Origin of the sequence: Mycobacterium asiaticum, from assembly GCF_001668675.1 — a bacterium.
Lineage (GTDB): Bacteria > Actinomycetota > Actinomycetes > Mycobacteriales > Mycobacteriaceae > Mycobacterium > Mycobacterium asiaticum_D.
This window is the reverse complement of the sequence record NZ_LZKQ01000045.1, coordinates 57,562-84,315: the sequence shown is the minus strand read 5'-3', so window position 1 is coordinate 84,315 and position 26,754 is coordinate 57,562. Positions and strand designations below refer to the sequence as shown.

Annotated in this window: 19 protein-coding genes and 1 pseudogene; 9 read left to right on the top strand and 11 right to left on the bottom strand. The window is 66.0% G+C overall.

Annotated features, from left to right (window positions below; all coding sequences use genetic code 11):
• On the bottom strand, positions 1-1,085 hold a 1,085-nt coding region (locus A9X01_RS04290; protein WP_081282200.1), incomplete at its 3' end, for a PPE family protein.
• Positions 1,086-1,433: 348 nt separating this feature from the next.
• Complete coding sequence (locus A9X01_RS04285) at positions 1,434-2,360, bottom strand: heme o synthase (protein WP_065119442.1); 927 nt, start codon at positions 2,358-2,360, stop codon at positions 1,434-1,436.
• A 270-nt stretch (positions 2,361-2,630) separates the two neighbouring features.
• Here A9X01_RS04285 and tkt point away from each other — a divergent pair, with 270 nt between their 5' ends.
• The 6 genes from tkt to A9X01_RS04255 are packed head-to-tail and all read left to right on the top strand — an operon-like array spanning position 2,631 to position 9,530.
• Entirely contained in the window at positions 2,631-4,733 is a 2,103-nt protein-coding gene (tkt, locus tag A9X01_RS04280) for a transketolase (RefSeq protein WP_065119441.1), read from the top strand.
• A gap of 16 nt (positions 4,734-4,749) precedes the next feature.
• Entirely contained in the window at positions 4,750-5,868 is a 1,119-nt protein-coding gene (gene tal / locus A9X01_RS04275) for a transaldolase (RefSeq protein ID WP_065119440.1), read from the top strand.
• Positions 5,865-7,394, top strand: a complete 1,530-nt coding sequence (gene zwf / locus A9X01_RS04270) for a glucose-6-phosphate dehydrogenase (protein WP_065119439.1) — start codon at positions 5,865-5,867, stop codon at positions 7,392-7,394. The genes tal and zwf overlap by 4 nt, the downstream gene beginning before the upstream one ends.
• A gap of 34 nt (positions 7,395-7,428) precedes the next feature.
• Positions 7,429-8,340 (top strand): glucose-6-phosphate dehydrogenase assembly protein OpcA, encoded by a 912-nt coding sequence (gene opcA / locus A9X01_RS04265; protein ID WP_065119438.1) that lies wholly within the window; start codon positions 7,429-7,431, stop codon positions 8,338-8,340.
• Positions 8,337-9,077 (top strand): 6-phosphogluconolactonase, encoded by a 741-nt coding sequence (gene pgl, locus A9X01_RS04260; RefSeq protein ID WP_065119437.1) that lies wholly within the window; start codon positions 8,337-8,339, stop codon positions 9,075-9,077. Before opcA ends, pgl begins: the two co-directional genes overlap by 4 nt.
• A gap of 51 nt (positions 9,078-9,128) precedes the next feature.
• Positions 9,129-9,530: an ATPase gene (locus A9X01_RS04255; protein WP_065119436.1), complete on the top strand. Its 402-nt coding sequence runs from the start codon at positions 9,129-9,131 to the stop codon at positions 9,528-9,530.
• 111 nt (positions 9,531-9,641) lie between these two features.
• Here the strand turns inward: A9X01_RS04255 and A9X01_RS04250 are convergent, their stop codons facing one another.
• Positions 9,642-11,957 (bottom strand): molybdopterin guanine dinucleotide-containing S/N-oxide reductase, encoded by a 2,316-nt coding sequence (locus tag A9X01_RS04250; protein ID WP_065119435.1) that lies wholly within the window; start codon positions 11,955-11,957, stop codon positions 9,642-9,644.
• 21 nt (positions 11,958-11,978) lie between these two features.
• Positions 11,979-14,786, bottom strand: coding sequence for a phosphoenolpyruvate carboxylase (gene ppc / locus A9X01_RS04245; RefSeq protein WP_065119434.1), 2,808 nt, complete (start codon positions 14,784-14,786; stop codon positions 11,979-11,981).
• A gap of 119 nt (positions 14,787-14,905) precedes the next feature.
• Here ppc and secG point away from each other — a divergent pair, with 119 nt between their 5' ends.
• Positions 14,906-15,139 (top strand): preprotein translocase subunit SecG, encoded by a 234-nt coding sequence (gene secG, locus A9X01_RS04240; protein ID WP_036355638.1) that lies wholly within the window; start codon positions 14,906-14,908, stop codon positions 15,137-15,139.
• Positions 15,140-15,146: 7 nt separating this feature from the next.
• Here the strand turns inward: secG and A9X01_RS32155 are convergent, their stop codons facing one another.
• The gene (locus A9X01_RS32155) at positions 15,147-16,439 is read right to left on the bottom strand and encodes a putative bifunctional diguanylate cyclase/phosphodiesterase (RefSeq protein WP_436405229.1); all 1,293 of its coding nucleotides are present in this window, start codon (positions 16,437-16,439) and stop codon (positions 15,147-15,149) included.
• Positions 16,419-16,892, bottom strand: a pseudogene (locus tag A9X01_RS32150) (PAS domain S-box protein); the annotation flags it as partial. The gene A9X01_RS32155 and the pseudogene A9X01_RS32150, both read right to left, overlap by 21 nt.
• 280 nt (positions 16,893-17,172) lie before the next feature.
• Between A9X01_RS32150 and A9X01_RS04230 the strand changes: the two are divergent.
• Positions 17,173-18,684: a hypothetical protein gene (locus tag A9X01_RS04230; RefSeq protein ID WP_065119432.1), complete on the top strand. Its 1,512-nt coding sequence runs from the start codon at positions 17,173-17,175 to the stop codon at positions 18,682-18,684.
• A 12-nt stretch (positions 18,685-18,696) separates the two neighbouring features.
• Here A9X01_RS04230 and tpiA read toward each other — a convergent pair whose 3' ends face one another.
• From tpiA to gap, 3 genes are read right to left on the bottom strand one after another with little or no spacing between them, the layout of a single operon-like run.
• Complete coding sequence (tpiA, locus tag A9X01_RS04225) at positions 18,697-19,482, bottom strand: triose-phosphate isomerase (protein WP_065119431.1); 786 nt, start codon at positions 19,480-19,482, stop codon at positions 18,697-18,699.
• Between the two features lie 14 nt (positions 19,483-19,496).
• Positions 19,497-20,729 (bottom strand): phosphoglycerate kinase, encoded by a 1,233-nt coding sequence (locus A9X01_RS04220; protein ID WP_065119430.1) that lies wholly within the window; start codon positions 20,727-20,729, stop codon positions 19,497-19,499.
• A gap of 2 nt (positions 20,730-20,731) precedes the next feature.
• Positions 20,732-21,751 (bottom strand): type I glyceraldehyde-3-phosphate dehydrogenase, encoded by a 1,020-nt coding sequence (gene gap / locus A9X01_RS04215; RefSeq protein ID WP_065119429.1) that lies wholly within the window; start codon positions 21,749-21,751, stop codon positions 20,732-20,734.
• 419 nt (positions 21,752-22,170) lie between these two features.
• On the opposite strand from gap, the gene A9X01_RS04210 reads away from it, so the two are divergent.
• Positions 22,171-22,983 (top strand): beta-xylosidase, encoded by an 813-nt coding sequence (locus A9X01_RS04210; RefSeq protein WP_436405228.1) that lies wholly within the window; start codon positions 22,171-22,173, stop codon positions 22,981-22,983.
• Positions 22,984-23,459: 476 nt separating this feature from the next.
• On the opposite strand, the gene A9X01_RS04205 is transcribed toward A9X01_RS04210, so the two are convergent.
• The gene (locus A9X01_RS04205) at positions 23,460-24,881 is read right to left on the bottom strand and encodes a phytoene desaturase family protein (protein ID WP_065119427.1); all 1,422 of its coding nucleotides are present in this window, start codon (positions 24,879-24,881) and stop codon (positions 23,460-23,462) included.
• Between the two features lie 7 nt (positions 24,882-24,888).
• Positions 24,889-26,643 carry a DUF3556 domain-containing protein gene (locus tag A9X01_RS04200; protein ID WP_065119426.1) on the bottom strand — a complete coding sequence of 585 codons (1,755 nt, stop codon included), beginning with the start codon at positions 26,641-26,643 and terminating at the stop codon, positions 24,889-24,891.
• Between the last annotated feature and the right edge of the window lie 111 nt (positions 26,644-26,754).

Sequence of the window (26,754 nt, the reverse complement as noted above, 5' to 3'; positions counted from 1 at the left end):
GCCGCCGGCGCGCCACCGCCGACGGACCCGGCCAGGGTCGGGGCGATCGCGACCGCCGGCGCAGTGCCCGCCGCGGCCACCGGAGCCAGCGCCGGGACCAGCGCTGGCACTTCGGCCAGGGGAAGCGGAAGCGCGAGGACGGCCGCAGCCGCGGCGGCACTGGCCGCCGCCGCCGGCAGCGCCGACAACGACGACCACAACGGCGAGGAACCCAGCACCGCTGCCAGCACCGGGTGCGCCACCAGGTACACGACGATCTGGGCGGGGGTGATGCCGCCGAGTGACTGCAGGGCGGCGATCGGATTGGTCAGGAACAGCTGAATCCAGTCCTGCAGACCCTGAAAGTCCTGTACGAACAGGAACAGCCGGGAGACCCAATAGCCCGGCTGGCCCGGTGTCGTGTACGAGGCGTACGGGATTCCGTTGATGGTGCCGTTGACCGGGTCCCAGTCCATGCCGGCCAGGCGCAGGGCGAACTGGAAGAGTTGCTGCGGGATTTGCAGAAGCTGTTCCAGTGGGTTTGACGTAGCGGCGCTCGCAGCCTCCGATTTCACGATCGGTGGTGCCGGCACGCTCCGCGGCGCGGCCGCCACCGCCGTACCGGACACGGCTTCGTAGGTCGCCATTGTCGTCGCGGCCTGAATCCACATCCGGACGTAGTCGGCCTCGTTCAGCGCGATCGGAATGGTGTTGATGCCAAAGAAATTCGTTGCGACCAGCACGCCGTGGATGACGTGGTTGGCGGCCAGTTCCGGCAAGGTCGGCATCGCCGCCAGCGCGGTCGTGTGGGCGGCGGCCGCCGTCTCGTGCTGGGCGGCGATTGCGCCGCTGTCCGCGGTGGCTTTGGTCAACCAGGCCACATACGGCGCGTGGGCGGCCACATATGTTTCGGCACTCGGCCCCTCCCACGCCGAGCCCTGCGCGGCCGCCAGCACGTCGATGAGTTCTTCTGCAGCTGAGGCGTATTCGGCGCTCAATGAGGTCCATGCTCCCGCCGCGGCCAATAAAGGCCCCGGTCCCGGACCACTGCTCAGCAACGCCGAATGCACCTCTGGAGGCGATGCCATCCAGATCGGCGCGGCCAAGATCAGCCAGCCGCCGCCGAGCCGGTGTCAAATGCCCCCCCACAGGCACAGGAAGTGTCCAGCCCCCGGAAAATGACGAACAAAGTCATGCCAGACACTCCTCCCTATGACGGGGTGGTGGTTAGAACTGAGCTGTTACAAACAGATTCGATATCGCGACGGGAAGTGTCGCAACCGATCCAGTGCCGCGATCACCGGCGGAGCGGCACGGACGAGCATCCAGCCCACAGCAGAAAATGTGTTGTGACACAAGCAAATTACGACGGCTGTCGGCAGCGTTGAGGGCGGCCGAACGGTTTCAAATCGCTCTGGTTCTGAGGGGCCGGGCGCCTACCCGCCCCGCGCTCATCACAACAGCGTCGGCAGCGCGATCGCCGAGTCGACCGCCAGCGCACAGAACACCAGAGCCAGGTAGTTGTTCGACTGCAGGAACAGCCGCAGCGGCTTGACCGTTTCCCCCGCGCGCACACCGGCGTACAGCTGATGCGCCATCGCCAGGAACCACACCCCGGCCACCAGGGCCACGGCCGCATACAGCCAGCCGGTCGCCAGCGCCAGCGTCATGGTCGCCAGCACCGTCAGCCAGGTGTAGATCAGGATCTGTTTGGTGACTTGTTGCTCGGTCGCCACGGCGGGCAGCATCGGCACCCCGGCGACTTTGTAGTCTTCCTTGTACCGCATGGCCAGGGCCCAGGTGTGTGGCGGCGTCCAGAAGAAGATGATCGCGAACATCGCCAGCGCCGGCCAGCCGATGGTGCCGGTCACCGCCGACCAGCCGATCATCACCGGCATGCAGCCGGCCGCACCGCCCCACACCACGTTTTGCGAGGTGCGCCGCTTGAGCAGCAGCGTGTAGACGAACACGTAGAACGCGATGGTGGCCACGGCCAGCAGACCCGAAAGCAGGTTGGTGGTCCACCACAGCCAGACGAACGAGCCGACGCTGAGCAGCAAGCCGAAGACGAGCGCGTGCCGAGTCGGCACGGCAGCCCGGGCCAGCGGCCGCCGCGCGGTCCGCTTCATCACCTTGTCGATGTCGGCGTCGGCCACACAGTTCAGCGTGTTGGCGCCGCCGGCCGCCATCATGCCTCCGACCAGCGTGTTGAGGATGAGTACCGGGTTGACGCTGCCACGGTGGGCCAGCAGCATCGCCGGGATGGCGGTAACCAACAGCAGTTCGATGACCCGTGGCTTGGTCAGCGCCAGATACGCCAGCAAGGTGCCGGTGATCCGGCTTGTTGTCCTGCCCGACGCGACGCGCCCGCGAACGCTCACGCAATAACTCCTCGGGAAAATCGCAGCCGCGCGCAGCTTCTACTACACACGATGGTAGACCGCGCAGGCTCAGCCACCGACCTGCAGGGTCGATTCGGACCAATTATTTCGGCATTCGACCCAGTCCAGGCGCCGACTGCACAGCTCACCACCCCGACACGATATTTTCACATCGCCTCCGCGGGGTACACAAAACTGGGCCTGCAGCGGCCACCCATCCCGCACTAGGGTGGGATTGATCAGTTTGATGACCCCAGGACTGAGGACTGAATGACCACACTCGAAGAGATCTCCGCCCTTACGCAACCGCGCCACCCCGATGACTGGACCGAGATCGATTCGGCTGCGGTCGACACGATCCGGGTCCTGGCCGCCGACGCCGTCCAGAAGGTCGGCAACGGTCACCCCGGGACCGCGATGAGCCTGGCCCCGCTGGCCTACACCCTGTTCCAGCGCACCATGCGCCACGATCCCAGCGACGTGCACTGGCTGGGCCGCGACCGGTTCGTGTTGTCGGCCGGACACAGCAGCCTGACGCTCTACCTGCAGCTCTACCTGGGTGGCTTCGGTCTCGAGCTGGAGGACATCGAGTCGCTGCGGACCTGGAAGTCCAAGACCCCAGGGCACCCGGAGTTCCGACACACCAGGGGTGTGGAGATCACCACCGGCCCGCTGGGCCAGGGGTTGGCCTCGGCCGTCGGGATGGCGATGGCGGCGCGGTATGAGCGGGGCCTGTTCGATCCGGACGCCGCACCGGGCACCAGCCCGTTCGACCACCACATCTACGTGATCGCCTCAGACGGCGACATCGAAGAAGGTGTGACCTCGGAGGCGTCGTCGCTGGCCGGTGTGCAGCAACTGGGCAATCTGATTGTGTTCTACGACAGCAACCAGATCTCGATCGAGGACGACACCAACATCGCGCTGTGCGAGGACACCCCCGCCCGCTACCGGGCCTACGGCTGGCATGTCCAGGAGGTCGAGGGCGGCGAGAACGTCGTGGGCATCGAGGAGGCGATCGCCAACGCGAAGGCCGAAACCGATCGGCCGTCGTTCATCGCGCTGCGCACCATCATCGGCTTCCCGGCGCCGAACCTGATGAACACCGGCAAGGCGCACGGCGCCGCGCTCGGTGACGAAGAGGTCGCCGAGGTCAAGAAAATCCTCGGTTTCGACCCGGACAAGAACTTCGAGGTGCGCGACGAGGTAATCGCGCACACCCGCAAGCTGGTGGACCGCGGCAAAGAGGCCCACGAGAAGTGGCAGCAGGACTTCGATGCGTGGGCCGAGCGCGAACCCCAGCGCAAGGCGCTGCTGGACCGGTTGACGGCTGAGGAACTGCCCGAGGGCTGGGACGCCGACCTGCCACACTGGGACGCCGGCGACGATGCGATAGCCACCCGCAAGGCCTCCAACGAGGTGCTCAATGCGGTGGGCCCCAAACTCCCTGAGCTCTGGGGTGGGTCGGCTGACCTGGCGGGCAGCAACAACACCACCATCAAGGGCGCGGATTCGTTTGGCCCGCCGTCGATTTCGACGAAGGATTACACCGCCCACTGGTATGGCCGGACGCTGCACTTCGGTGTTCGCGAGCACGCCATGGGCGCGATTCTGTCCGGCATCGTGCTGCACGGTCCCACCCGTGCCTACGGCGGCACCTTCCTGCAGTTCTCCGACTACATGCGCCCCGCGGTGCGGTTGGCGTCGTTGATGGATATCGACACGATCTACGTGTGGACGCACGACTCGGTCGGTTTGGGCGAGGACGGCCCGACTCACCAACCCATCGAGCATCTTTCGGCGCTGCGGGCAATCCCGAACCTGTCGGTGGTGCGCCCGGCCGACGCCAACGAGACGGCATATGCCTGGCGCACGATTCTGGCGCGGGGTAACGGCAGCGGACCGGCCGGGTTGATTCTGACCCGCCAGAATGTGCCGATTCTCGAGGGCACCAGCCTGGACGGCGTGGCGCGTGGTGGCTACGTGCTGGGCCAGGAGGCCGGTGGCCGGGAAGACGACGAGCCCGATGTCGTCCTGATTGGCACCGGCTCCGAGGTGCAGCTGGCGGTCGCGGCGCAGAAGTTGCTGGCGGACAAGGACATCGTCGCGCGCGTGGTGTCCATGCCCTGCGTCGAGTGGTTCGAATCGCAGCCCAGCGACTACCGCGACAGCGTGCTGCCCCCGTCGGTTTCGGCGCGGGTGGCCGTGGAGGCCGGCGTCGCGCAGTCCTGGCACAAGCTCGTCGGCGACACCGGGAAGATCGTGTCGATCGAGCACTACGGCGAATCCGCCGACTACAAGACCTTGTTCCGTGAGTACGGCTTCACAGCGGAAGCCGTCGCTGCCGCCGCGGAAGAAGCACTCGATAATTGAGAAAAGGTGATTGAAGATGACCCAGAATCCAAACCTCGCGGCGTTGAGCGAAGCAGGCGTATCGGTATGGCTGGACGATCTCTCGCGGGACCGGATCAAGTCGGGCAATCTGCAGGAACTGATTGACAGCAAAAGCGTCGTCGGGGTGACCACCAACCCCTCGATCTTCCAGAAAGCGCTGGCCGACAGCGATACCTACAACGATCAGGTCGCCGAACTTGCCGAGCGCGGCGCCGACGTGGATGCCACCATCCGCACCGTCACCACCGACGACGTCCGCAACGCCTGCGACGTGTTGCGGCCGCAGTGGGAATCCTCCGACGGCGTCGACGGCCGGGTGTCGATCGAGGTCGACCCGCGGCTGGCGCACGACACCGACAAGACCACCCAGCAGGCCATCGAACTGTGGAAGATCGTCGACCGGCCGAACCTGCTGATCAAGATTCCCGCGACCGAGGCCGGCATTCCCGCCATTGCTTCGACGCTGGCGGAAGGAATTTCGGTCAACGTCACGCTGATCTTCTCCGTCGAGCGCTACCGCGCGGTGATGGGCGCCTACCTGGAGGGGCTGGAACGGGCCAAGCAGGCCGGCCACGACCTGTCCAAGATCCATTCTGTCGCTTCGTTTTTCGTGTCCCGGGTGGACACCGAGGTGGACAAGCGGCTGGAGAAGATCGACTCCGACGAGGCGCGGGCGCTGCTGGGACAAGCCGCCGTCGCCAATGCCCGCCTGGCCTACGCGGCATACCAGGAGGTCTTCGAGGGCGGTGAGCGGTTCGAGGCGCTCAAGGCCGACGGCGCCCGCGTGCAGCGGCCGTTGTGGGCGTCCACCGGCGTCAAGAACCCCGACTACTCCGACACCCTCTACGTGACCGAACTGGTGGCGCCCAACACCGTGAACACCATGCCGGAGAAGACAATTGACGCCGTGGCCGACCACGGCGTGATCAACGGCGACACGGTGACCGGCACCGCTTCCGAAGCCCAGCGGGTGTTCGACAAGCTGCAGGACATCGGCATCGACCTGGACGACGTCTTCATCGTGCTGGAGAACGAGGGCGTCCAGAAGTTCGAGGAGTCCTGGAGCGAGTTGCTCAAGGAGACTCAGGCGCAGCTGGACTCCGCCAAGAAATGACCCAAGCGTGGCATAACCCGCTGCGGGACAAGCGGGATAAAAGGCTGCCCAGAATCGCCGGTCCGTGCGGCATGGTGATCTTCGGCGTCACCGGCGACTTGGCCCGCAAGAAGGTGATGCCGGCGATCTACGACCTGGCCAACCGCGGCTTGCTGCCCCCGACGTTCTCCCTGGTGGGTTTCGCGCGCCGCGACTGGAGCACCCAGGATTTCGGCGACGTGGTCTACAACGCCGTCAAGCAACACTGCCGGACCCCGTTCCGGCAGGAGAACTGGGACCGGTTGGCCGAGGGATTCCGTTTCGTACCAGGCGCTTTCGACGACGACGACGCGTTCGCGCGGCTCGCCGAGACGCTGGAGAAGCTCGACGCCGAACGTGGCACCGGCGGCAATCACGCGTTCTACCTGGCCATCCCACCGAAGTCCTTCCCACAGGTGTGCGAACAGCTGCACAAGTCGGGACTGGCTCGGCCGCAGGGCGGCCGGTGGAGCCGAGTGGTGATCGAGAAGCCGTTCGGGCATGACCTGGCCAGTGCGCAGGACCTGAACAAGACGGTCAACTCCGTCTTCCCGGAGGAATCGGTCTTTCGCATCGACCACTACCTCGGCAAGGAGACGGTGCAGAACATCCTGGCGCTGCGCTTTGCCAACCAGCTGTTCGACCCGATCTGGAACGCGCATTACGTCGACCACGTGCAGATCACCATGGCCGAGGACATCGGGCTGGGCGGCCGGGCCGGCTACTACGACGGCATCGGCGCCGCCCGCGACGTGATCCAGAACCACTTGATGCAGCTGCTGGCGCTGACCGCGATGGAGGAGCCGGTCAGCTTCAATCCTCATGCGTTGCAGACCGAGAAGATCAAGGTGCTGTCGGCGACCCGGCTCGCCGAACCCCTCGACGAGACCACCAGCCGCGGCCAGTACGCCGCCGGCTGGCAGGGCGGGGAGAAAGTGGTCGGGCTGCTCGATGAGGAAGGGTTCTCCAAGGACTCCATCACCGAGACCTTCGCCGCGATCACCCTCGAGGTCGACACCCGACGCTGGGCCGGGGTGCCGTTCTACCTGCGCACCGGAAAACGCCTGGGACGCAGGGTCACCGAGATCGCTCTGGTCTTCAAGCGCGCGCCGCACCTGCCGTTCGACGCCACCATGACCGACGAGCTCGGCACCAATGCGATGGTCATCCGGGTGCAACCGGACGAGGGCATCACGCTGCGGTTCGGGTCGAAGGTGCCGGGCAGTGCGATGGAGGTCCGCGACGTCAACATGGACTTCTCCTACGGCTCGGCGTTCGCCGAGGAATCGCCGGAGGCCTACGAGCGGCTGATCCTCGATGTGCTGCTCGGCGAGCCGTCGCTGTTCCCGGTCAATGAGGAGGTCGAATTGGCCTGGGAGATATTGGATCCCGCGCTCGACAACTGGGCATCGCACGGGAAGCCGGACCCGTATGAGGCAGGTACCTGGGGTCCGGAGTCGGCATTCGAGATGCTGCGCCGGACCGGCCGGGAATGGCGGCGGCCGTGATCCCGCGCACAGGACAGCGCGAGGAGCGGCGCAAATGATTGTCGACATGCCTGACACCACCACCACGGCGGTGAACAAAAAGCTCGACGACATGCGCGAGAAGGCCGGCATTGTCACCATGGGCCGGGTCCTCACGTTGATCATCGCGCCGGACAGCGAGGCGGTGCTCGAAGAATCCATCGAAGCCGCCAACGGGGCCAGCCATGAACACCCCAGCCGCGTCATCGTCGCGATGCGCGGCGACCCGTACGCCGACAAGCCGAGTCTGGACGCCCAGATCCGGGTGGGCGGCGACGCGGGCGCCGGCGAGGTCGTCGTACTCAAGCTGTCCGGTTCGCTGTCCGGTCACGCCAATAGCGTCGTGATCCCCTTCCTGCTGCCCGACATCCCGGTGGTGGCGTGGTGGCCCGACATCGCCCCGGCAGTCCCGGCGCAGGATCCGTTGGGCAAGTTGGCGATTCGCCGCATCACCGACGCCACCAACGGCGTCGATCCGTTGTCGGCGATCAAGAGCCGGCTGGCCGGATACACCGCGGGCGACACCGACCTGGCGTGGAGTCGCATCACCTACTGGCGGGCGCTGCTCACCTCGGCCATCGACCTGCCGCCGCACGAGCCGATCGAGTCGGCGCTGGTCTCGGGTCTGCGTGACGAACCCGCCCTCGACATCCTGGCGGGCTGGCTGGCCCACTGCATCGACGGCCCGGTGCGCCGCGAGGTCGGCGAGCTGAAGGTGGAGTTGGTGCGCAACAGCGAGACCATCGTGTTGAGCCGGCCGCAGGAAGGAACCACCGCAACCTTGAGCCGCACAGCCAAGCCCGAAGCGCTGGTTCCGTTGCCGCGCAGGGAAACCGGTGAATGCCTGGCCGAAGACCTGCGCCGACTGGACGCCGACGAGATCTTCCACGCCGCACTGCAAGGCATCGAGAAGGTGCAGTACCAGTGAGCGCAGAGGTTGAAGTATTCGCCGACAGTGCGGCCCTGGTGCAGGCGGCGGGTGAACGGTTGGTCAGCGCTATCAATGCCGCGGTTCAGGCTCGCGGGCAAGCGCTGATCGTGCTCACCGGCGGCGGCAACGGTATCGCCCTGCTGCGCTACCTCGCCGACACACAGCAGGTCGACTGGTCCAAGGTCCACTTGTTCTGGGGCGACGAGCGCTACGTGCCCGAGGACGACGACGAGCGCAACGAGAAGCAGGCCCGGGAAGCGCTGATCGACCACGTTCCGGTGCCGGCGAGCCAGGTGCATCCAATGGCGGCCAGCAACGGCGAATTCGGTCCCGATATCGATGCGGCCGCGCTGGCCTACGAGCAGATCCTGGCGGCTAATGCCGCGCCCGGTGAGACGGCGCCCAATTTCGATGTCCACCTGCTGGGCATGGGACCCGAGGGACATATCAACTCACTGTTTCCGGACACGCCCGCGGTGCGCGAGACTGACCGCCTGGTGGTCGCGGTCGAGGACTGCCCGAAGCCGCCACCGTTGCGAATCACCTTGACGTTGCCCGCGATTCAGCGTTCCCGGGAGGTGTGGCTGATCGTCTCCGGTGCGGGGAAAGCGGACGCGGTGGCCGCTGCCCTCGGCGGCGCCGATCCCGTCTCTGTCCCGGCCGCCGGCGCCGTAGGCCGGGAAGCCACCCGTTGGCTGCTTGATCGGGACGCCGCGGGCAAACTCTCCGGTTGACATCGGGCATTTGCTGCCGGGGGTAGGTTCACCGATGTCAATGCGGTAATAATGACCGTCATGGCAGACAGAAGCGGCGGCCGCTCGACCCCGGCTCGGCAAAGAGTGAAGACGCTTACCCAGGCGGCGTTGAATGCCGACAAGACAGTGGAACAGGTCGAGGACGTCCTCGACGGTCTGAGCACTTCCCTGGTTGAACTCAACAAGTGCCTGGGTTCGCTCAACGACACGGTGGAGCGGATGGAAGCCGGCCTGAACCATCTGGACAGAACGCTGTCCAGCCTGGACGACCTCGCCAAGCGGTTGGTCGTGCTGCTCGAGCCGGTGGAGGCCATCATCGAACGGTTCGACTACGTGGTCGGCCTCGGCGAAACGATGATGACGCCGCTCTCGGCGACCGAACACGTCGTGCGTGGCGTGCTGGACCGGCTACGAAATCGGTCGGTCCACTAGGACCGTGCCGCCCGAAAAGCCGGTCCCTGCACCGCCGTTCGCGGAGGGGACGGGTCTGCCGTGGGATGTGCCCGTCGGCGACGCACGCGCCGACGGACCGTGCCCGGTGAGCTATTCGCCGGCCTGAGCCAGCGGCGGCGGTTCGTGGGCACGAAGCGCCGGCGGTTCACCGGTGAACTTCTCCACCTGCACCAGCACATGCTGGCCGGTACTACCGTGCGCCAACGAGGATGTCCCGACATCGTTGGTGAATACGTTCGGGTTGCCGTGCACGCACATCGAGTCGGGATCGGCCGGGTCGGCGGGGTCGAACCACGCCCCGGTGGACAGTTGCACCACCTGCGGCCGCAGATCGTCGTCCACCACCACCCCGGCCAGGCAGGCTCCCCGATCGTTGAACACCCGCACGATGTCGCCGTCGGCCAGACCGCGCGCCGCCGCGTCTACCGGATGCATCCGGATTGGTTCTCTGCCGAGGATTTTCGATGCCATACTGGCCGCGCCGTGGTCGAGTTGGCTGTGCAGCCGGGTGCGCGGCTGGTTGGCGATCATGTGCAGCGGAAATCGGGTGGCACGCGGGCCGCGCAACCACTCGATCGGTTCGAACCAGCTGGGGTGGCCGGCGCAGTCTTCCAGCCCGAACCCGTCGATGGTTTCCGAGAAGATCTCGATGCGCCCACTCGGGGTCCCCAACGGACAATTGACCGGATCGGCGCGGAAGCCAGCGAACCATGTCAGGCCGGTTTGGGTCGGTAATTCGAGCTCGCCGGCGCGCCAGAACTCGGCGAAGGTCGGCAGCGCGAAATCCTGTTCGGCCGCCCACTTGCCGTACATGTGCTCCAGCCATTCGTATCCGGTGCGGCCCTCGGTGAACCGCTCGCCGAAGCCCATCCGGTGCGCCAGCGCGGCAAAGGTGTCGTAGTCGTCGCGGGCGTTCGCGTATGGCGGGACCATCGCCTTCATGGCAATCAGCGTGGAATCGGTGCGGCTGCCGCCGAAGTCGTCGCGTTCGAAGCTGGTGGTGGTGGGCACGACGATGTCGGCGTGTTTGGCCATCGCGGTCCAAAACTGTTCGTGCACAACGATTGTGTCCACCCGAGCCAGCCCCCGGCGCAGCCGGGGCAGGTTCTGGTGGTGATGGAACGGGTTGCCGCCCGCCCAGTAGACGCACTTGATGTCGGGTAGATCGAGCAGTTGACCGTTGAAGGGCAGCTTGCCACCCGGCCGGAGCAACAACTCGTTGATGGCCGCCACCGGGATGAACGAGCGCACCGCATTGGCGCCCTGCGCCAGTGTCGGCAGGCCGCAGGCCAGCGGCGGGTTGCCGACGCCGTTGGAGCCGTAAGCATGGCCGTAACCCCCTCCGGGGAGCCCGATCTGGCCGAGCATGGCGGCCAGGGTGACGCCCATCCACACTGTCTGCTCACCGTGTTCGATCCGCTGCAGCGACAGGCTGGTGGTGATCAGGGTGCGGCCCGCCGCCATCCGCCGGGCCAGGTCCCGCAGCGCGTCCGCGTCCACGCCGGCCAGATGCGCCGCCCACTCCGGCGTCTTGGCCACCGCGTCCGTACCGCCCAGGACGTAGCGTTCGAACCGCTCGTATCCGGTGCAATAGGTGTCCAGGAAGGCGCGATCGACCAGTGACTCGGTGATGAGTACGTAGGCCAGCCCCAGCATGAACGCCACGTCGGTGCCCGGTATGGCCGGGATCCATTGGCACTTGTCGCCGAGATGCCCAGCGATCGCGGTGATGTCGTCGCGCAGCGGGCTGACCGACACCAACCGACCGCCCCCGGCGCGATAGTCGGCGATGTGGTCGCGGTCGGGGTGGCGGGTGGTGCCACCGGGCATCACCGAGGTGTTCTTCAGCGGCAATCCGCCGAACGCCACCAGCAGGTCGGTGTGCTCGACGATGACGTCCCAGGTGGTGGACCGGCTCATCATGTCGTAGAACTCGCCGCCGAATATGTGCGGGAAGATCACCTCCGACGCACCGGCGCTGTAACTGTGCCGCGACGCGGTGTAGCCGCCCAGCAGGTTCAGGAAGCGGTGCACCTGGCTCTGGGCATGGTGGAACCGTCCGGCGCTGGCCCAGCCGTAGGAGCTGCCGTAGATCGCCTCGTTGCCGTACCGGTCGACGACCCGGCGCAGCTCGGTGGCCAGCAACTCGATCAACTCGTCCCAGCCGACCTCGACGAACTCGTCGGCGCCGCGCCGATCGCTGGGGCCTGGGCCGTTTTCCAGCCAACCGCGCCGCACGGCGGGATTGGCGACGCGGCTGCGATGCCGAATGGCACCGGGCAGATTCTGCAGCTGCGGAGCGGGATTGGTATCGCGGCCCAGCGCGCTCACCGCCACGATGTCGCCGTCGCGGACCTGGGCGTTGAACGCGCCCCAGTGCGTCGTCGACGTGTGGGTGTGCACCATTGCTGCAGTCTAGGCGGCCGGCTACCCGCTGTTCCGGAGCGCGCTGGCCAACCCGTTCATGGTCAGCAGGATGCCGCGCTGAACGAATTCGTTGTCCTCCCCCGAGCGATAGCGGCGCAGCAATTCCACCTGCAGGTGGTTCAGCGGCTCCAGGTAAGGGAACCGGTTGAACACCGAACGCGCCAGCGCCGCATTGTCGGCCAGTAGGTCCTCCTGGCCGGTGATGCGCTTGTACATGGCGATGGTGCGGCGGTGTTCGTCGACGATCTTGTCGAACACCCTGTGCCGCAAGGCTTCGTCGTCGACCAGTTCGGAATAGCGGGCGGCCAGGCCGAGATCGCTTTTCGCCAGTACCTGCGCCATGTTGGAGAGCACGCTGCGAAAGAACGGCCACCGCTGGTAAAGGTCGTTCAGCACCGCCAGCCGCTCTTCCTCAGTTTCGGGACCGGCCGCGATCCATTGTTCGAAAGCCGATCCGGTGCCGTACCACCCGGGCAGCATCACCCGCGACTGGCTCCACGCCAGCACCCACGGGATGGCCCGCAGGTCCGCGATCGACTCGGTGGGTTTACGTGAGCTCGGCCGGCTGCCGATGTTGAGGGACCCGATCTCGCTGACCGGGGTGGAGGACTTGAAGTATTCGACGAATCCTGGTGTGTTGTGGACCAATTCGGCGTACGCCTGTTTGGCCAGCGTGGCCACTTCGTCGAGCACGGCGTAAGCCGGTTCGGCGGTATCCCCGAGACCTTCGACGTCGAGCAGCGTCGACTCCAAGGTGGCGGCCACCAAGCTCTCCAGGTTGCGCCGAGCGCTTCGCGGCTCAGCGTATTTGGCGGCGATTACCTCACCCTGTTCGGTGAGCCGCAACGAGCCGTTCACCGCGCCGGGCGGCTGCGCCAGGATGGCCTGGTAGCTCGGGCCGCCGCCGCGCCCGACGGTTCCGCCCCGACCGTGGAAGAGCCGCAACCGAATTCCGTTCTTGCGGGCCGCCTCGACCAGTGCCAGCTCGGCGCGGTACACCGCCCAGTTGGCGGCCAGATAACCGCCGTCCTTGTTGGAATCGGAGTAGCCCAGCATCACTTCCTGCTCGTCGTCGCGGGCAGCGACCATGGCCCGGTACAGCGGCAGCTCCAGCATGGCCTGCAGGATCGCCGCCCCGTTGTGCAGGTCGTCGATCGTCTCGAACAGCGGCGAGATGCCGACCGGGCAGTACGGCTCCTCCCCCGAGGCGTCCAGCAGTCCCGCTTCCTTCAGCAGGATCGCCACCTCCAAGATGTCGGACACCGACTGGGCCATGGAGATGACGTAGTTGGGAACCGCTGCGGGACCGTAGGTTTCGACGGCGTGGGCGGCAGCGCTGACGATGTCGAGCTCCTTGCGCGCCAACTCGGACAGTTGCGCGCGGTCCCTGATCAGCGGACGGCGGGTGCTCAGTTCGGTCACCAGCAGTTCGACCCGCTCGTCTTCCGGCAACGAGGCGTAGTCCGGGTGCACGCCGGCCCAGGCCAGCAGTTCGGCGACCACCTCCTCGTGCACGTCGGAGTTCTGCCGCAGGTCCAGCCCACTGAGATGAAACCCGAACACGTGCACGGCTTCCCGCAACAACGCCAACCTGTCGTCGGCCAGCACGGCACTGCCGTGAGTGCGCAAGGACGCGTCGATGGTGTCGAGGTCGGCCCGCAGCTCCTCGGGCGTCTCATACGCCGGCAGACCTAGATCGAGAAGGTGCTGCGGCTGTTCGTCCAGGATCGCGGCCGCGGTGGCGCTCAGCCGGGACCGGATCACCCGAAGCGCCCGGCGGTACGGCTCGTCGGCGCGTGCCTTGTCCTGGCAGCCTTCGGCCAGCTCGGCGAGTTCGGCTGTCACGTCGAGCAGCCGTGACGACATCGACAGCTCCTGCTCGAGGTGGTCGAGCTCGGTCAGGTAGTGGGACAGCGCGGTGAAGGCGGCGCTGCCGGTGGCCAGCCGGACCACCTCGGCGGTGACGTTCGGGTTGCCGTCGCGGTCGCCGCCGATCCACGAGCCCGGGCGCAGCACCGGTCCGGACAGCAGGTTCGCGTCGGGCCAGCGCTTCTGCAGTGCTTCCCTGACCTCGGCGTTGACCCGCGGAATGACTTCGAAGAATGACGCCGGGTAATACCGCAGTCCCACGGCGATCTCGTCGCTGATCTGCAGCCGGAACAACCGGATGATCGCGGTCTGCCACAGCGTGAGGATCTGCCGGCGCAACTCCAGTTCGATGCTGCGTCCATCGTCGGTCTCGGTGTGGCCTTCGGCGTGCAACCGCATCAGCTCGGTGATGCGGTGCTGGGTGACGAAAACCGTGCGCCGCCGTGTCTCCGTCGGGTGGGCGGTGATCACCGGCGCCACCAGCGCGCCCTTGAGAGCCTCGGCCACCGTGGCCGAATCCAGTTCCGCCTCATCCAGTTTCAGATAGGTGGCGGCCAGGCTACTGTCCTGCGGAGGTTCCCCGGCGGCGACGTGAATGCTGCGGCGGCGCTCCCGGTGGATGTCCTCGGCCACGTTGGCCAGCAGTGCGAACTGGGTGAACGCCCGGATCACCGGCAGGGCCTGGTGGATGTCGATACCGTCGAACATGCGCGACACCTCGGCGCGGTCGATCTCCGACCGCCGCACCCGGAAGGACTCCACCCGAGCCCGCTCGACGAGCTCGAAGACCTCTTCGCCGTTCTGCTCGCGCACCGTGTCACCGAGGATGGCGCCCAGCAACCGGATGTCGGCGCGCATGGGCTCGGTCGCCTCGCGTCCCAGCGCCGTTCGGTGGACATCGCCAATGGGGTCCAGCGCAGTGTCAGAAACCTCGACCATGTGTCCCAGTATTGAGGGCAACCGCCGAGTCGGCTATTTGGAGGCGACCGAGACGATGGATTCAGTCCGATTGGTGCGGCCGTCGCGGGTGGTTTGGTGGCGTTGGGTAGTCTGCCCGTATGGAATTGGCCCTGCAGATCACCCTCGTGGTCACCAGCGTGTTGGTGGTGTTGCTGGTGTTGCTGCACCGCGCCAAGGGTGGCGGCCTGTCGACGCTGTTCGGTGGCGGTGTGCAGTCCAGCCTGTCCGGCTCGACGGTGGTGGAGAAGAACCTCGACCGTCTGACGCTGTTCATCACCGGAATCTGGCTGGTTTCGGTGATCGGCATGGCGTTGCTGATCAAATACCGCTGAGCGGCCGTCAGAACCTGAACAACTCCGGCGCTACCGGCTTGCCGAAGTGCCAACCCTGCGCGGAGTCGCAGCCCAGTGCCCGCAACCGAGCCGCCTGGCTGGGCGTCTCCACCTGCTCGGCGGTCACGGTGAGCCCCAGCGTGTGAGCCAGGTCGATCATGGCTCTGGTGATCTGTTCGTCAGCCAGCCGGCCGTGAATGTTGCCGCCGAGGTTGTTGATGAACTCGCCGGCCAGCTTGACCACATCGACCGGCAGATCACGCAGGTAGGCCAGGCTGGAGAAGCCGGTGCCGAAGTCGTCGATCGCGATCGACACGCCCATGGCCGACAGCTGCTGCATCCTGCGTACCGATGTCTCGTCCTTGCCCAGGACCGCGTTCTCGGTGAGCTCCAATTGCAGCGCATGCGGCGGCAGCCCGTTGTTGTGCAGGGCGTTCTTGACCACCGAAAGGAAGCTGGGATCGCACACGTTGCGGACGGCGACATTGACGCTGACGAACAGCGGCGAGTCGACCGCCTGACTGGCCCGCCAGCCCTGCACGTGGCGGCATGCTTGCTCGACCACGAACGTCGTCAGGGGCACGATCATGCCGTTGCGCTCGGCGAGATTGATAAAGCGGTCCGGCAGCAGCGTGCCCAGGGTCGGGTGCGCCCACCGGACCAAGGCTTCTGCTCCGATGACAGCGTTGTCGGAAAGCCGCACGATCGGCTGGTAGACGAGGCGGAATTCGCCGCGATCGAGGGCCTTGTGCATCGGAGTGTTCTCGTGGTGGCGATCGTGGATCACCCACCGGTTGCCGCCGGCCTGCTTGGCCCGCGCGAGCGTGACGTCGGCGCCCTTCATCAGGTCGACCTCGGAGATGATGGCGACCTCCTGTTCCATCACTCCCACGCTGGCGGACACGGTGATCGGGTTGCCATCTATGTCGAAGGGCGACTCGAGCACACGCAGCACCGAGTCGGCGAGCTCGGTGACCTCGTCCGTGCTGGCCGGCTCCGGCAACAGGAACACGAACTCGTCCCCACCGAGGCGCGCGACGAATTGTTCGGGCCGCTGCAGGCACAACGACAGTCGCTCGGCGACTTCGACGAGAAGCTTGTCACCGATGTCGTGGCCGAGCGTGTCGTTGACGTCCTTGAAGCCATCGAGATCGACATAGCAGATCCCGACCCGCGACTGCGGATCTTCGAACGCGGCGCTGAGGCGGTCGAAGAACTGGCTGCGATTGGGCAGTCCGGTCAGCGGATCGTGTGAAGCCTGATGACGCAACTGTTGTTCGAGCTCACGCCGGTCAGTCACATCCCCGAACACGGCCAGCGTGTAGATGGGGACGCCATTGGCGTCGCGGATCAGCGAGACGTTCACGGTGTTCCAGATGGTGTGCCCGTCGCGATGCAGGTGCGGCTTCTCCAGACTGACCATCTCGACGTCGCCGCGCATCAATGCCGCGTATTGATCCCACACTTCCATCGTGTCGGTCGGGTGGGTGAGATCGGTGACCTGAAACGTCCTGATGAATTCTTCGGTCTCGTAGCCGAACATGTTCGCGAACGCGTCGTTGACCACCAGAATCTTGCCCATGATGTCGGAGATGCCGACCCCGACGCCGGACTGGGCGAACACCGCACGCAGCAGCGCCGCGTCCCGGCCGCTCGCACCGCCGGCGAAGATTGACTCGATGGCGCCGTTGGTTGCTCTGTCGCCGGTTGTCTCCCCCGTGAGCACACCTCGCACGTCGTCCTGACCGCCCATCTCGTTGAGTTCCTCCATCCCCGAGACGACTCATCCACCTAATAGACCGGTCACCGACACGCGGTCAACACCCGTCAGCAGTAACACACATTTTTCCAATCCGATACCAAACACGTACCAGCGATGAGATGAACTCACCTCGGGATTCGACAAGTCGCGCAGGCGGTGAGGCAAGTAAACGATTGTACTCAACGGGCGTATAATTAGCACAACTTCGAAAGGCCTGTTGACGGTTAGCGACTCAGTAGCAGCGGTCGAGTCCAGCAAAGAAAGACCTGCGATGAAACATGTGATGGAACTGCGCGATGCGGGCCAGGCGGCAGCGCGTGAACATGCGTTTTTCAAGTGGCTTTCTGCCGACCGCGTGCCCGCACGGGACCGACTGGCCATCGGGCCGGCCGGCGCCTTCTTCATCATGCAGTTCCGGGACATGAACCGGTGGGTGCTGCGCTTCCCGGAACCGCGGGACGAATACGAGTGGCTGATCAACCTCGGCACTCTCGAAGACGAGAAGCACTCGAGAATGTTCCTGGAAGATTGGCGCAAGCTCGACCTGGACTCCCGGCTGGGTTGGCGCACCAGCGACATGCTGTGGTGGTTGTTCCTCTCACCGGATCAGGAAACGTTCCGCCGCAGTGGAATTGAGTTCATCAGGCTGGCTGTCGACGACGGTGACGACGCACTGATCCGGTTCGGCCACTCGGAAGCCGGCGAAGCGACCGGACATGTGATGCTCAGCAACACCGCCCGCGTCGCGGCCGAGCTGTCCCGCCAGACCGGCTTGGAGTACCGCTATTTCGGCCCGTATCACCTGGACCTGGAATCCGGGCACGTCGCCAACACCGAAGGGCTGTTCGAGGCGGTCGTGCTCGATCCCGAGCGCCGCGAACGCGCCGGCGACGCATGTCAGCGCATGTTCGGCATTTTCGACGACATATTCACCGGATTCCACGACTACGCCACCACGTACCTGGAACCGGGAGTCGTCCCCCAGAAGCCCGAGGTGGTCTCGCTGGCCCGGGATGACTGGACGGCGCCCTCGCTCGTGGTCAAACCGCGTGATGACCGGGACGCCGAGCTGGTTGGTCACATCGAGCAGCACAAAGCGCGCTTGCGCGCGCATCCGTTCTACGACTGGCTGCGCGGCGACGAGCACGGCCCGGCCGACCGGCTTCGTCTGTTCATCCCGATGTGGGTGATGGACATCCTGGGGTACCGCGACCTGACCAAGTACGCCATGACCTATGCGCACCCGGGTTGCGCGGAGGAAGAGGCGGTCAATGAGTGGGCATCACGCTTGTCCCAGCACAGCAAGCTGTTCCTTTCCGATTGGGAAGCGTTGGGACTCGATCAGGTGCTGGGCCACACGGCCAGTGACGCTCTCGAGTGGCTGTTTCTGGATGCCGATATGGATCTGCATCGGCAGAACATGGTCGAGTTCGCCAAAATCGCGTTGCGCCACCGGGATCCGGTGTTGCGCTGGTGGATGCTGGTAGCCCTGGAATCGACGGGTGAGGAGTTCTTCGCCCAGACACAACCGCTGGCGCTCGCGGCGGAAGCGCAAAGCGGTGGCCGGCTGGATTATCTTTGCGGACGGCATGATCCGCCCAGCCTCACCGGCGATGGGGGCGGCTCGATCGAGATCAGCGCCCCAGCGTCGCTGACCGCTGAACAGTTGTTGTTGGCGAAACATATCGCCGACCATGTGTTCGCCTCGATGGACCGCCAATTGTGGCGGTCCTATGCCGTGGCGCGCGCCGGGAAGTACGCGGCACTGGCCAGTCACACGTAGGCCGGCGGCCCGTTACGGCAGCGGTCCTCCGGCGGCGATGGCCGCCAGCGTCGCGAATTGCTCGCCGTCCAGTGACGCGCCGCCGACCAGTCCACCGTCGATGTCCTGCTGTGCGACGAGATCGCCGACGTTCTTGGCGTTGACCGATCCGCCGTAGAGCACCCGCACCGTCTCGGCGATCTGCGGGGAGGCCAGCGACGCGAGCTCGGCGCGGATCGCGGCGCACACCTCCTGGGCGTCGGCGGAACTGGCCACCCGCCCGGTGCCGATCGCCCAAACCGGCTCGTAAGCGATGACGACCTGACTGATCTGCTCGGCGGACAGGCCGGCCAGCGATCCGCGCAGCTGTTCCACGTTGTGAGACACGTGATTTCCCGCCTCGCGGACATCGAGGTGCTCGCCGATGCAGACGATCGGGGTGAGCTCGTGCTTGAGGGCGGCCGCGGCCTTGGCGGCCACCAGCGCGTCGTCCTCGTTGTGGTAGGTGCGCCGCTCGGAGTGTCCGACGACGACGAAACTGCAACCCAGCTTCGCCAGGAAGGCGCCGCTGATGTCGCCCGTGTAAGCGCCGGAGTCGTGCTGCGACAAGTCCTGAGCGCCGTAGGTGAGGCGCAGTTTGTCGCCGTCGACCAGGGTCTGCACGCTGCGCAGGTCGGTGAACGGCGGGATGACCGTAACGTCGACCTTGTCGAAATACTTGTCCGGCAGGGCGAATGCGATCTTCTGCACCAGCGCGATCGCCTCGAAGTGGTTCAGGTTCATCTTCCAGTTGCCGGCGATCAGCGGCTTGCGGCTCACGAAGCTTCTCCCCTTCAGTTCTGCTCGGGCTGCTCGCTGCCGAGCACCTCGATGCCCGGAAGCGATTTGCCCTCAAGGTATTCCAGTGACGCGCCGCCACCGGTCGAGATGTGCGAGAAGGCGTCCTCGGGGATCTTCAGTGCCCGGACCGCGGCGGCGGAGTCCCCACCGCCGACCACGCTGAACGCGCCCTTGCCGGTCGCGGCGACGATTGCCTCGGCCACCCCCCTGGTGCCTTCGGCGTAGGCCGGGAACTCGAACACGCCCATCGGACCGTTCCAGAACACGGTTCTGGCGTTGGACAGCAAGGTGGTGAACCGCTTGACTGAACCAGGTCCGATGTCCAAACCCATAAGTCCGTCCGGGATCTCGTCAGCGGCGACGGTCTGCGGCGGCGAGTCGGCGTCGAACTTCTCGGTGACCACGATGTCGACCGGCAGTCGCAGCACATCGTGATAGGTCTCCAGCAAGTCGCGACAGGTCTGCACCATGTCCTCTTCGAGCAGCGACTTGCCCACGGAATAACCCTGCGCGGCAAGAAAAGTGAAGCACATGCCACCGCCGATGACGATGCTGTCGGCCTTGGTGGCGAGCGACTCGATCACCCCGAGCTTGTCGGACACCTTCGATCCACCGAGGACCACAGCGTAGGGACGGTCGGTGGAATTGGTCAACTGCTCCAGAACCTCGATCTCGTCGGCGACGAGCGTGCCGGCGTAGTGCGGCAGCAGCGTCGCGACGTCGTACACCGAGGCTTGCTTACGGTGCACCACCCCGAATCCATCGGAAACGAAAGCGCCTCCCGGACTGACCAATTCGGCGAGCTGCCGGGCCAGCGCGAGGCGCTCGCCATCGTCCTTGCTGGTTTCGCGCTTGTCGAAGCGGATGTTCTCCAGCAACAGGATGTCACCGTCGGTCAAACCCTCGGCCCGGGCCAGCGCGTCGGTGCCGACAACATCACCGGCCAACTGCACGTGCCGGCCGAGTTGCTCACCCAGTGCGGCGGCGACCGGGGCCAACGAGTATTTCGGGTCCGGGCCGTCCTTGGGCCGGCCGAGGTGCGCGGTGACGACGACCTTGGCGTCGGCGTCGAGCAGCGCCTTCAGCGTCGGCACGGACGCCGTGATCCGGCCCGGGTCGGTGATGTTGCCGTCATCGTCGAGCGGGACGTTGAGATCGGAACGAACCAGCACGCCACGTCCGGAAACACCTTCGGCAAGAAGGTCTTTCAGAGTCGGGACGCCCACGGCTAGAGCGACTTGCCGACGAGCTTGACCAGGTCCACGAGGCGGTTGGAGTAGCCCCACTCGTTGTCGTACCAGGACACCACCTTGGCCTGGTTGTCGATGACCTTGGTCAGCCCGGAGTCGAACAGCGAGCTGTGCGGGTCGGTGACGATGTCGCTGGAGACGATGGGCGCGTCGTAGTACTTCAGGATGCCCTTCAGCGGACCCTCGGCGGCGGCCTTGAACGCGGCGTTGATCTCGTCGACGCTGGCGGACTTGGACAGCTCCGCGGTCAGGTCGGTGACCGAACCGGTGGGGATCGGCACCCGCAGCGCGTACCCGTCGAGCTTGCCCTTCAGTTCGGGCAGCACCAAACCGATCGCCTTGGCCGCCCCGGTGGAGGTGGGCACGATGTTCAGTGCGGCCGCGCGGGCCCGGCGCAGGTCCTTGTGCGGGCCATCCTGCAAGTTCTGGTCCTGGGTGTAGGCGTGGATGGTGGTCATCAGCCCCTTGACGATGCCGAACTCGTCGTTGAGCACCTTGGCCAGCGGTCCCAGGCAGTTCGTGGTGCACGAAGCGTTGGAGATGATGTTCTGGCTGCCGTCGTACTGGTCGTCGTTGACACCCAGCACCACGGTGAGGTCCTCGTCGGTGGCGGGCGCGGAGATGATCACCTTCTTGGCCCCGGCCTCCAGGTGACCCTTGGCCTTGGCCGCGTTGGTGAACAAGCCGGTGGACTCCACCACCACGTCGACGCCGAGATCGCCCCACGGCAGCGCCGAGGGACCCTCGCGCACCGCCAATCCCTTGATCTTGGCCGGGCCCACCACAATGGTGTCCTCACCTTCGAGGCTGACCTCGTGCGGCAACCGGCCCAGGATCGAGTCGAACTTGAGCAGGTGCGCCAGCGTCTTGTTGTCGGTGATGTCGTTGACGGCCACCACCTCGATGTCGGCCTCGCCCTGCTCCTGCTGAGCCAGTAAGGCCCGGTAGAAGTTACGTCCGATTCGACCAAAGCCGTTGATGCCAACTCGGACCGTCACGTGTCTCTCCTTGTGTCCAAAATCTGCGCTGATGATCTGCTCGTCGTCAGCCTAGATCAGTTGCGGTACCCATTGCTGGGCCGGTAAGACCCCCCATCGACTTTGAACCTAAACCGCCTGGCTGCGCCATGAACGACTGGTGCCGGTGCTGTGGCCCCGCTCACGTTTTGGCCGCGTCCTTTCTTTGACGATTCAGCTCCGCCAGTGCTGGCGACCACCGCCATTCGTGGTGCAGCCGTGTCGCCATTTTCTGTGGCCGGATATGGCCGAACGTCACCGTTTGGAAACGGCGCGGCGCGGCGCGGCTTGCGTTACACACTCACACCTAATTATTGAGCCGGTCGTCAGGCACGGCTTCGGTACGGCTATGCGGTTCTGCTGGACCACCTGATGTGAAATGTGTGAGCGCGAATTAAGGAGTGACGTTGATGGCGATCTTTGATCGATTCAACATCAAGGTAATTGCCGCGAGCGCTGGGTTGTGCGGGGCCGCCATCTCGATGAGCCCGGAGGCAGCGGCGGTCCCGCTGATCACGGGTGGCCACGCATGCATCCAGGGCATGTCGGGTGAACTTGGGGGCGCCCCCGCGGCCGGCGGTCCCGCCGCTGCGGCCGGCGCGGGTGCCGCGGGCACCCACACCGTGTGCTGCGCGTACGGCGGAGGCGCCGGCGGGCCGGCGGGAGCCGGCGGACCGGCGGGAGGCGGCGGAGGCGGCGGCGGAGCGGGCGGCGCGGGCACACCCGCGGGTGGACCGGGCGGCGCCGGCACTCCGGCGGGCGGAGCCGCGACCGCCGAAGCGTGCGGCCCGGCCAGCGCTGCGATCACCGACATGGCCGGGGTCCCGGTAGTGGTGCCGGGGCCAGCGGCCGTTCCGGTGCCGGTGGGAGCCCCCGTCCCGATCGGCGCACCGGTCCCCGTCGGCGCGCCTGTCCCCATCGGCGCACCGGTTCCCGTTGGGGCTCCCGTTCCCGTCGGCGCTCCGGTTCCGGTCGGGGCTCCGGTCCCGGTCGGCGCGCCCGTCCCGGTCGGCGCCCCGGTGCCGGTGGGCGCCCCCGTCCCGGTTGCCGGCCCGCTGATCGCGCTTGGAGCCGACGGCGTCCCGCTGCCGGTGAGCGCCCCGATCACCGATATGTCGGGGACCGGAAAAGGTGTCCCGACCCAACCCGCCCCCACCGGTGGCCCGGTGCCCGGGCAGCCCACTCCGGCTGGTCCGGCGGGACCTACCGGCTGAGACCGACTCCCGAAGCGGGTTCCCGCGGCCGGCCCGGCCCGGGAACCCGCTTTGTCGTCTCCGTCATGCCTGGCGGCGAAATGGCAGAAATGCGCCTGTTCAAACAGGGCTGAAGCACTATTATTTCGTCTGCAGCCGGGGCTGGCAATTGCTTGCCGATTACCATGCATGCCGACTTATCCCGGCGCCCGATGACGACGGTTCACACACTACTTGAATACGCAGAGATATGCCGCGCTTAAATCGGATAAAGCGGGCAAGCCGGGGCGCCTCAATTCCTCCATTCCGCGGAATTGAGCGGCCGCTACATTAAGCGCGGGCGACGGTGCGCAAGGCGGCGGGCCCGAACCTCCTGGGTTAACTGACACGGTTGTAATACTGATGCTAGAGGTGGTTCGCGGGGTGAAGTGCAAGCGCGGGTACGCAATTCGGTGAAGGGTTCGTCACATTTCGGCTCCGGCGAGCCGGCGCGGGCTTCAGCGCCGATGTTGAAGCCACCGCAACGCGGATTCGGCGGCGTGATACCCGCACAGTCCATGGATTCCGGCTCCTGGGGGCGCGGACTGTGAGCACAGGTAGACGCCCGGAACGCCGATGGCGTACGGGTCGAGGGCAATGCGAGGCCGGAACAGGATCTGCAGGCGGTCGTTGGCCCCGCCGATGATGTCACCACCGATGTAGCTGGGGTTGCGTGATTGCAGATCGGCGGTCCCGGTGCTGACGGTGGCGACGACGCGGTCGCGGAACCCGGGAGCGAACCGCTCGATCTGGTCGACGACGGCGGCGGTGGCATCGCCGGTGTAGCGGAACGGCACATGCGCGTATGCCCAGATCGGGTTGATATTGCCCGCCGATCGCGAGCGGTCGGCCAGGTACTGCTGACCGAGCAGGACAAACGGCCGCTCCACCATCGTGCCCGCCGCCCGCCGCCGCTCGGTGTCGGCGATCTCGTCGAAGCTGCCGCCCAAATGGACCGTGCCGGCGCGCCCGCAGTCCGGGTTCGTCCACGGGATGTCGCCTTCGATCGCGAAATCCACCTTGAACGCCGACGACCCTTCGCGATAGCGGCGATACGACCGTCTGATGCGGGTGGGCATCGCGTCGCCGTAGAGGTCCAGCACCTGGACGGGGCTGAGGTCGAGCATGACGATGTCGGCGGTCGGGATGTCGCGGCGGCTGCGCACCGTCACACCGGTGCTCACGCGTCCACCGGCGGCGTCCAGGGCCGCGCCCAGAGCCCGGGTGATGGATCCGGAGCCGCCCTCGGCGACCGGCCAGCCGTAGCGATGACCGCTGGCCAGAACCATCAACCCGAGCGATGCCGTCAGCGGCCGGTCCAGCCGGGTATAGGCATGCGCCGCGGCGCCGCCGTACAGGGCCCGCGCCTGCTCGGTGCGGAACCATCCCGCCACCGCGGTGGCCGGTAGCACCGCGCGCGGACCGAACAGGGCCAGGCGCAGCGGATGACGCGGAATGTTGATCACCGGGCGCAGCAGGTCCTCGACAAGGTCGTCGAACCCGGATGCCAAACCGCCCAGGGCGGCCCGCCACCGACGGCGGTCGGCGCCCAGCCCCTTGGCGGTCTTGACGACGGACTGGTAGAGCATGCCGGCGCTACCGTCGTCCAGCGGGTGTGCGCAGTCGGCTTCAGGCCACTTCCAGGTGAGGCCGTAGCTCGTGAGGTCGACCTCTTTCCAGAACGGGGAGCCGACACCGAGCGGATGAAATGCCGAGCAATGGTCGTGGATGACCCCGGGCACCGTCAGTTCACCCGAGCGCGCTCCGCCGCCGATCGCATCTTGGGCTTCCAGCACCTGGACCTCGATGCCCTGCCGGGCCAGGTGGATCGCCGCGGCCAGACCGTTGGGCCCGGCGCCGACGACAACGGCCCTGGTCATGAGGTGGTCATGAGGTGCCGTGCACGACGGGCTCGGTGGTGATGTGCACCGGGAACTCATCACCGGGCTCCGGCCAAGGTTGGCGACTGAGCATGTCGGCCACCTCGACATAGCCGGACTCGATCAATCCGGTCTTGGCGTCCAAAATCCGGTACCACTGCTTCTGAATATGGATCGGCTGGCCTTCCAGGACGATCACGCGAACCTCACCCTCGGCGAAGTTGCACCGCCGCTGGACCGCTTCCAGCAGCTGTTCGTTGTGCAGGTGGCCCTCGCCGAAGTTCCAGCCGACCAGCGGGCCGGCCACGATTTCTCCCTCCCGGATCTTGTAGGCGGACTCGTCGTCGATCGCGCGGGGCAGCAAGCCGTTGAGCGCGCGTCCGTGTGTGTGCATGGCCCGGAACGCGGCAGTCTTGTCGGCCATGATCTCGGCGGTCGCATCGTCGTAGAGCTTGGCCAACTGATTGACCACCAGCGCAGAGCTTTTCACGACGTTGGCCTCGATCTTGTCCTCGGCGCCCTCGCGGAAGCACCACACACTGGTGGCCCAGTTGCCGGCGTAGTACCGCATGCTCGGCAGGAACGAGATCTTCTCGGGGAAGAAGTTGCCCACCACCGCGACGGTCGCCGAGATAAGCACCAAGGCCAGCAACAGCGGCGATTTCAGGTCGATGGCCCGGATGGAGCCGTAATGGCCGAACAGATAGAACAGCGAGAAGATGAAGAAAACGTTCCACTCCAACGGAACTCCCATCGGGAGGTTGGACAGGATGTTGAGGTGGAAGACCACCATGAACCCGATGAGGAACCACCGCCAGGGCTGGTCTCCGGCGATGAACACCAGCACCGTCGGCACGATGAATTCCGCTGTGGTACCGCCGACGTGGGCCATCAGCTTAGGGATGATGGTCGGCCGCAGGTCGTTGACGTGGTCGCGGTACATCCGGCGTTTGACCGGATTGAACAGCCTGCTGCGCAGCAGGGCGTTGTTGCTCGTCATCACCGACACGACGTAAGGGAAATGGTGATTGAGTTTGGAGGTCGCGGCACCCCACCACAGCAGCAGCATGATGAGCTTGAAGGCCGCGACCTGGTCGGCGAACGGGAAGAAGAACACGAACAGCTTGAGCCAGTAGTGCTCGCCGCGGGCGGCCAAAAAGACGGTCTTGTCGCGTAATCCCAGCAGCGCCAGCGCGACGATCGTCGGGACGACCAGGAGCGGGTTGAGCAATCCGACGTCACCGGCGCCGGTCACCGGCCCGTCGCCAGGAGCCAGCAGCGCCCACACCGCGCCGAGCAAGACGACCGCGTACAGCACGACGTCGACGACGCTGCGGGAGTCGCCACTGGTGAACGGAACCTTGCCGGGCCACGGCGGAAGCCGAATTGTCTTCGGGCGCAACCAGTACAAGGCACCGCCGATCGGCGGCATGAACCGCCCGGTGAGCGGACCCGAGCCACAGCCCAGCCCCAGGACTTCGAACAGCAGAGTGAAGATGATGGCCTTCTGATACACGATCGGCTGCGTCCACCACTCGCCGATCCGGCCCAGCCCGCCCAACCCGGGCGTCAGCGAAATGATGGCCGCGGGGACCGCCACGTAGAGGACGATCTTGAGCAGGTAGAGCAGGTAGACCGCGTACGGCGTGCCGAATCCGTTCTCCGCCCAATGCCGGGTCACCACCTGCAATCGGGTCGCCCGAGGCAGCGTCGGCCAGCTGTCACGGTCGACATCAGGAAGGTCCGGTGACATGAATCCCATGGCGACCTCGCTTCTTGTTCGGAAACTTCGGCGAGTCCAAATCTATCCGGCGTGGCAATACCCGCGGCAGCCCAGCCGTACTCGTACGGACGCGGACCATTTCCCAGCCCG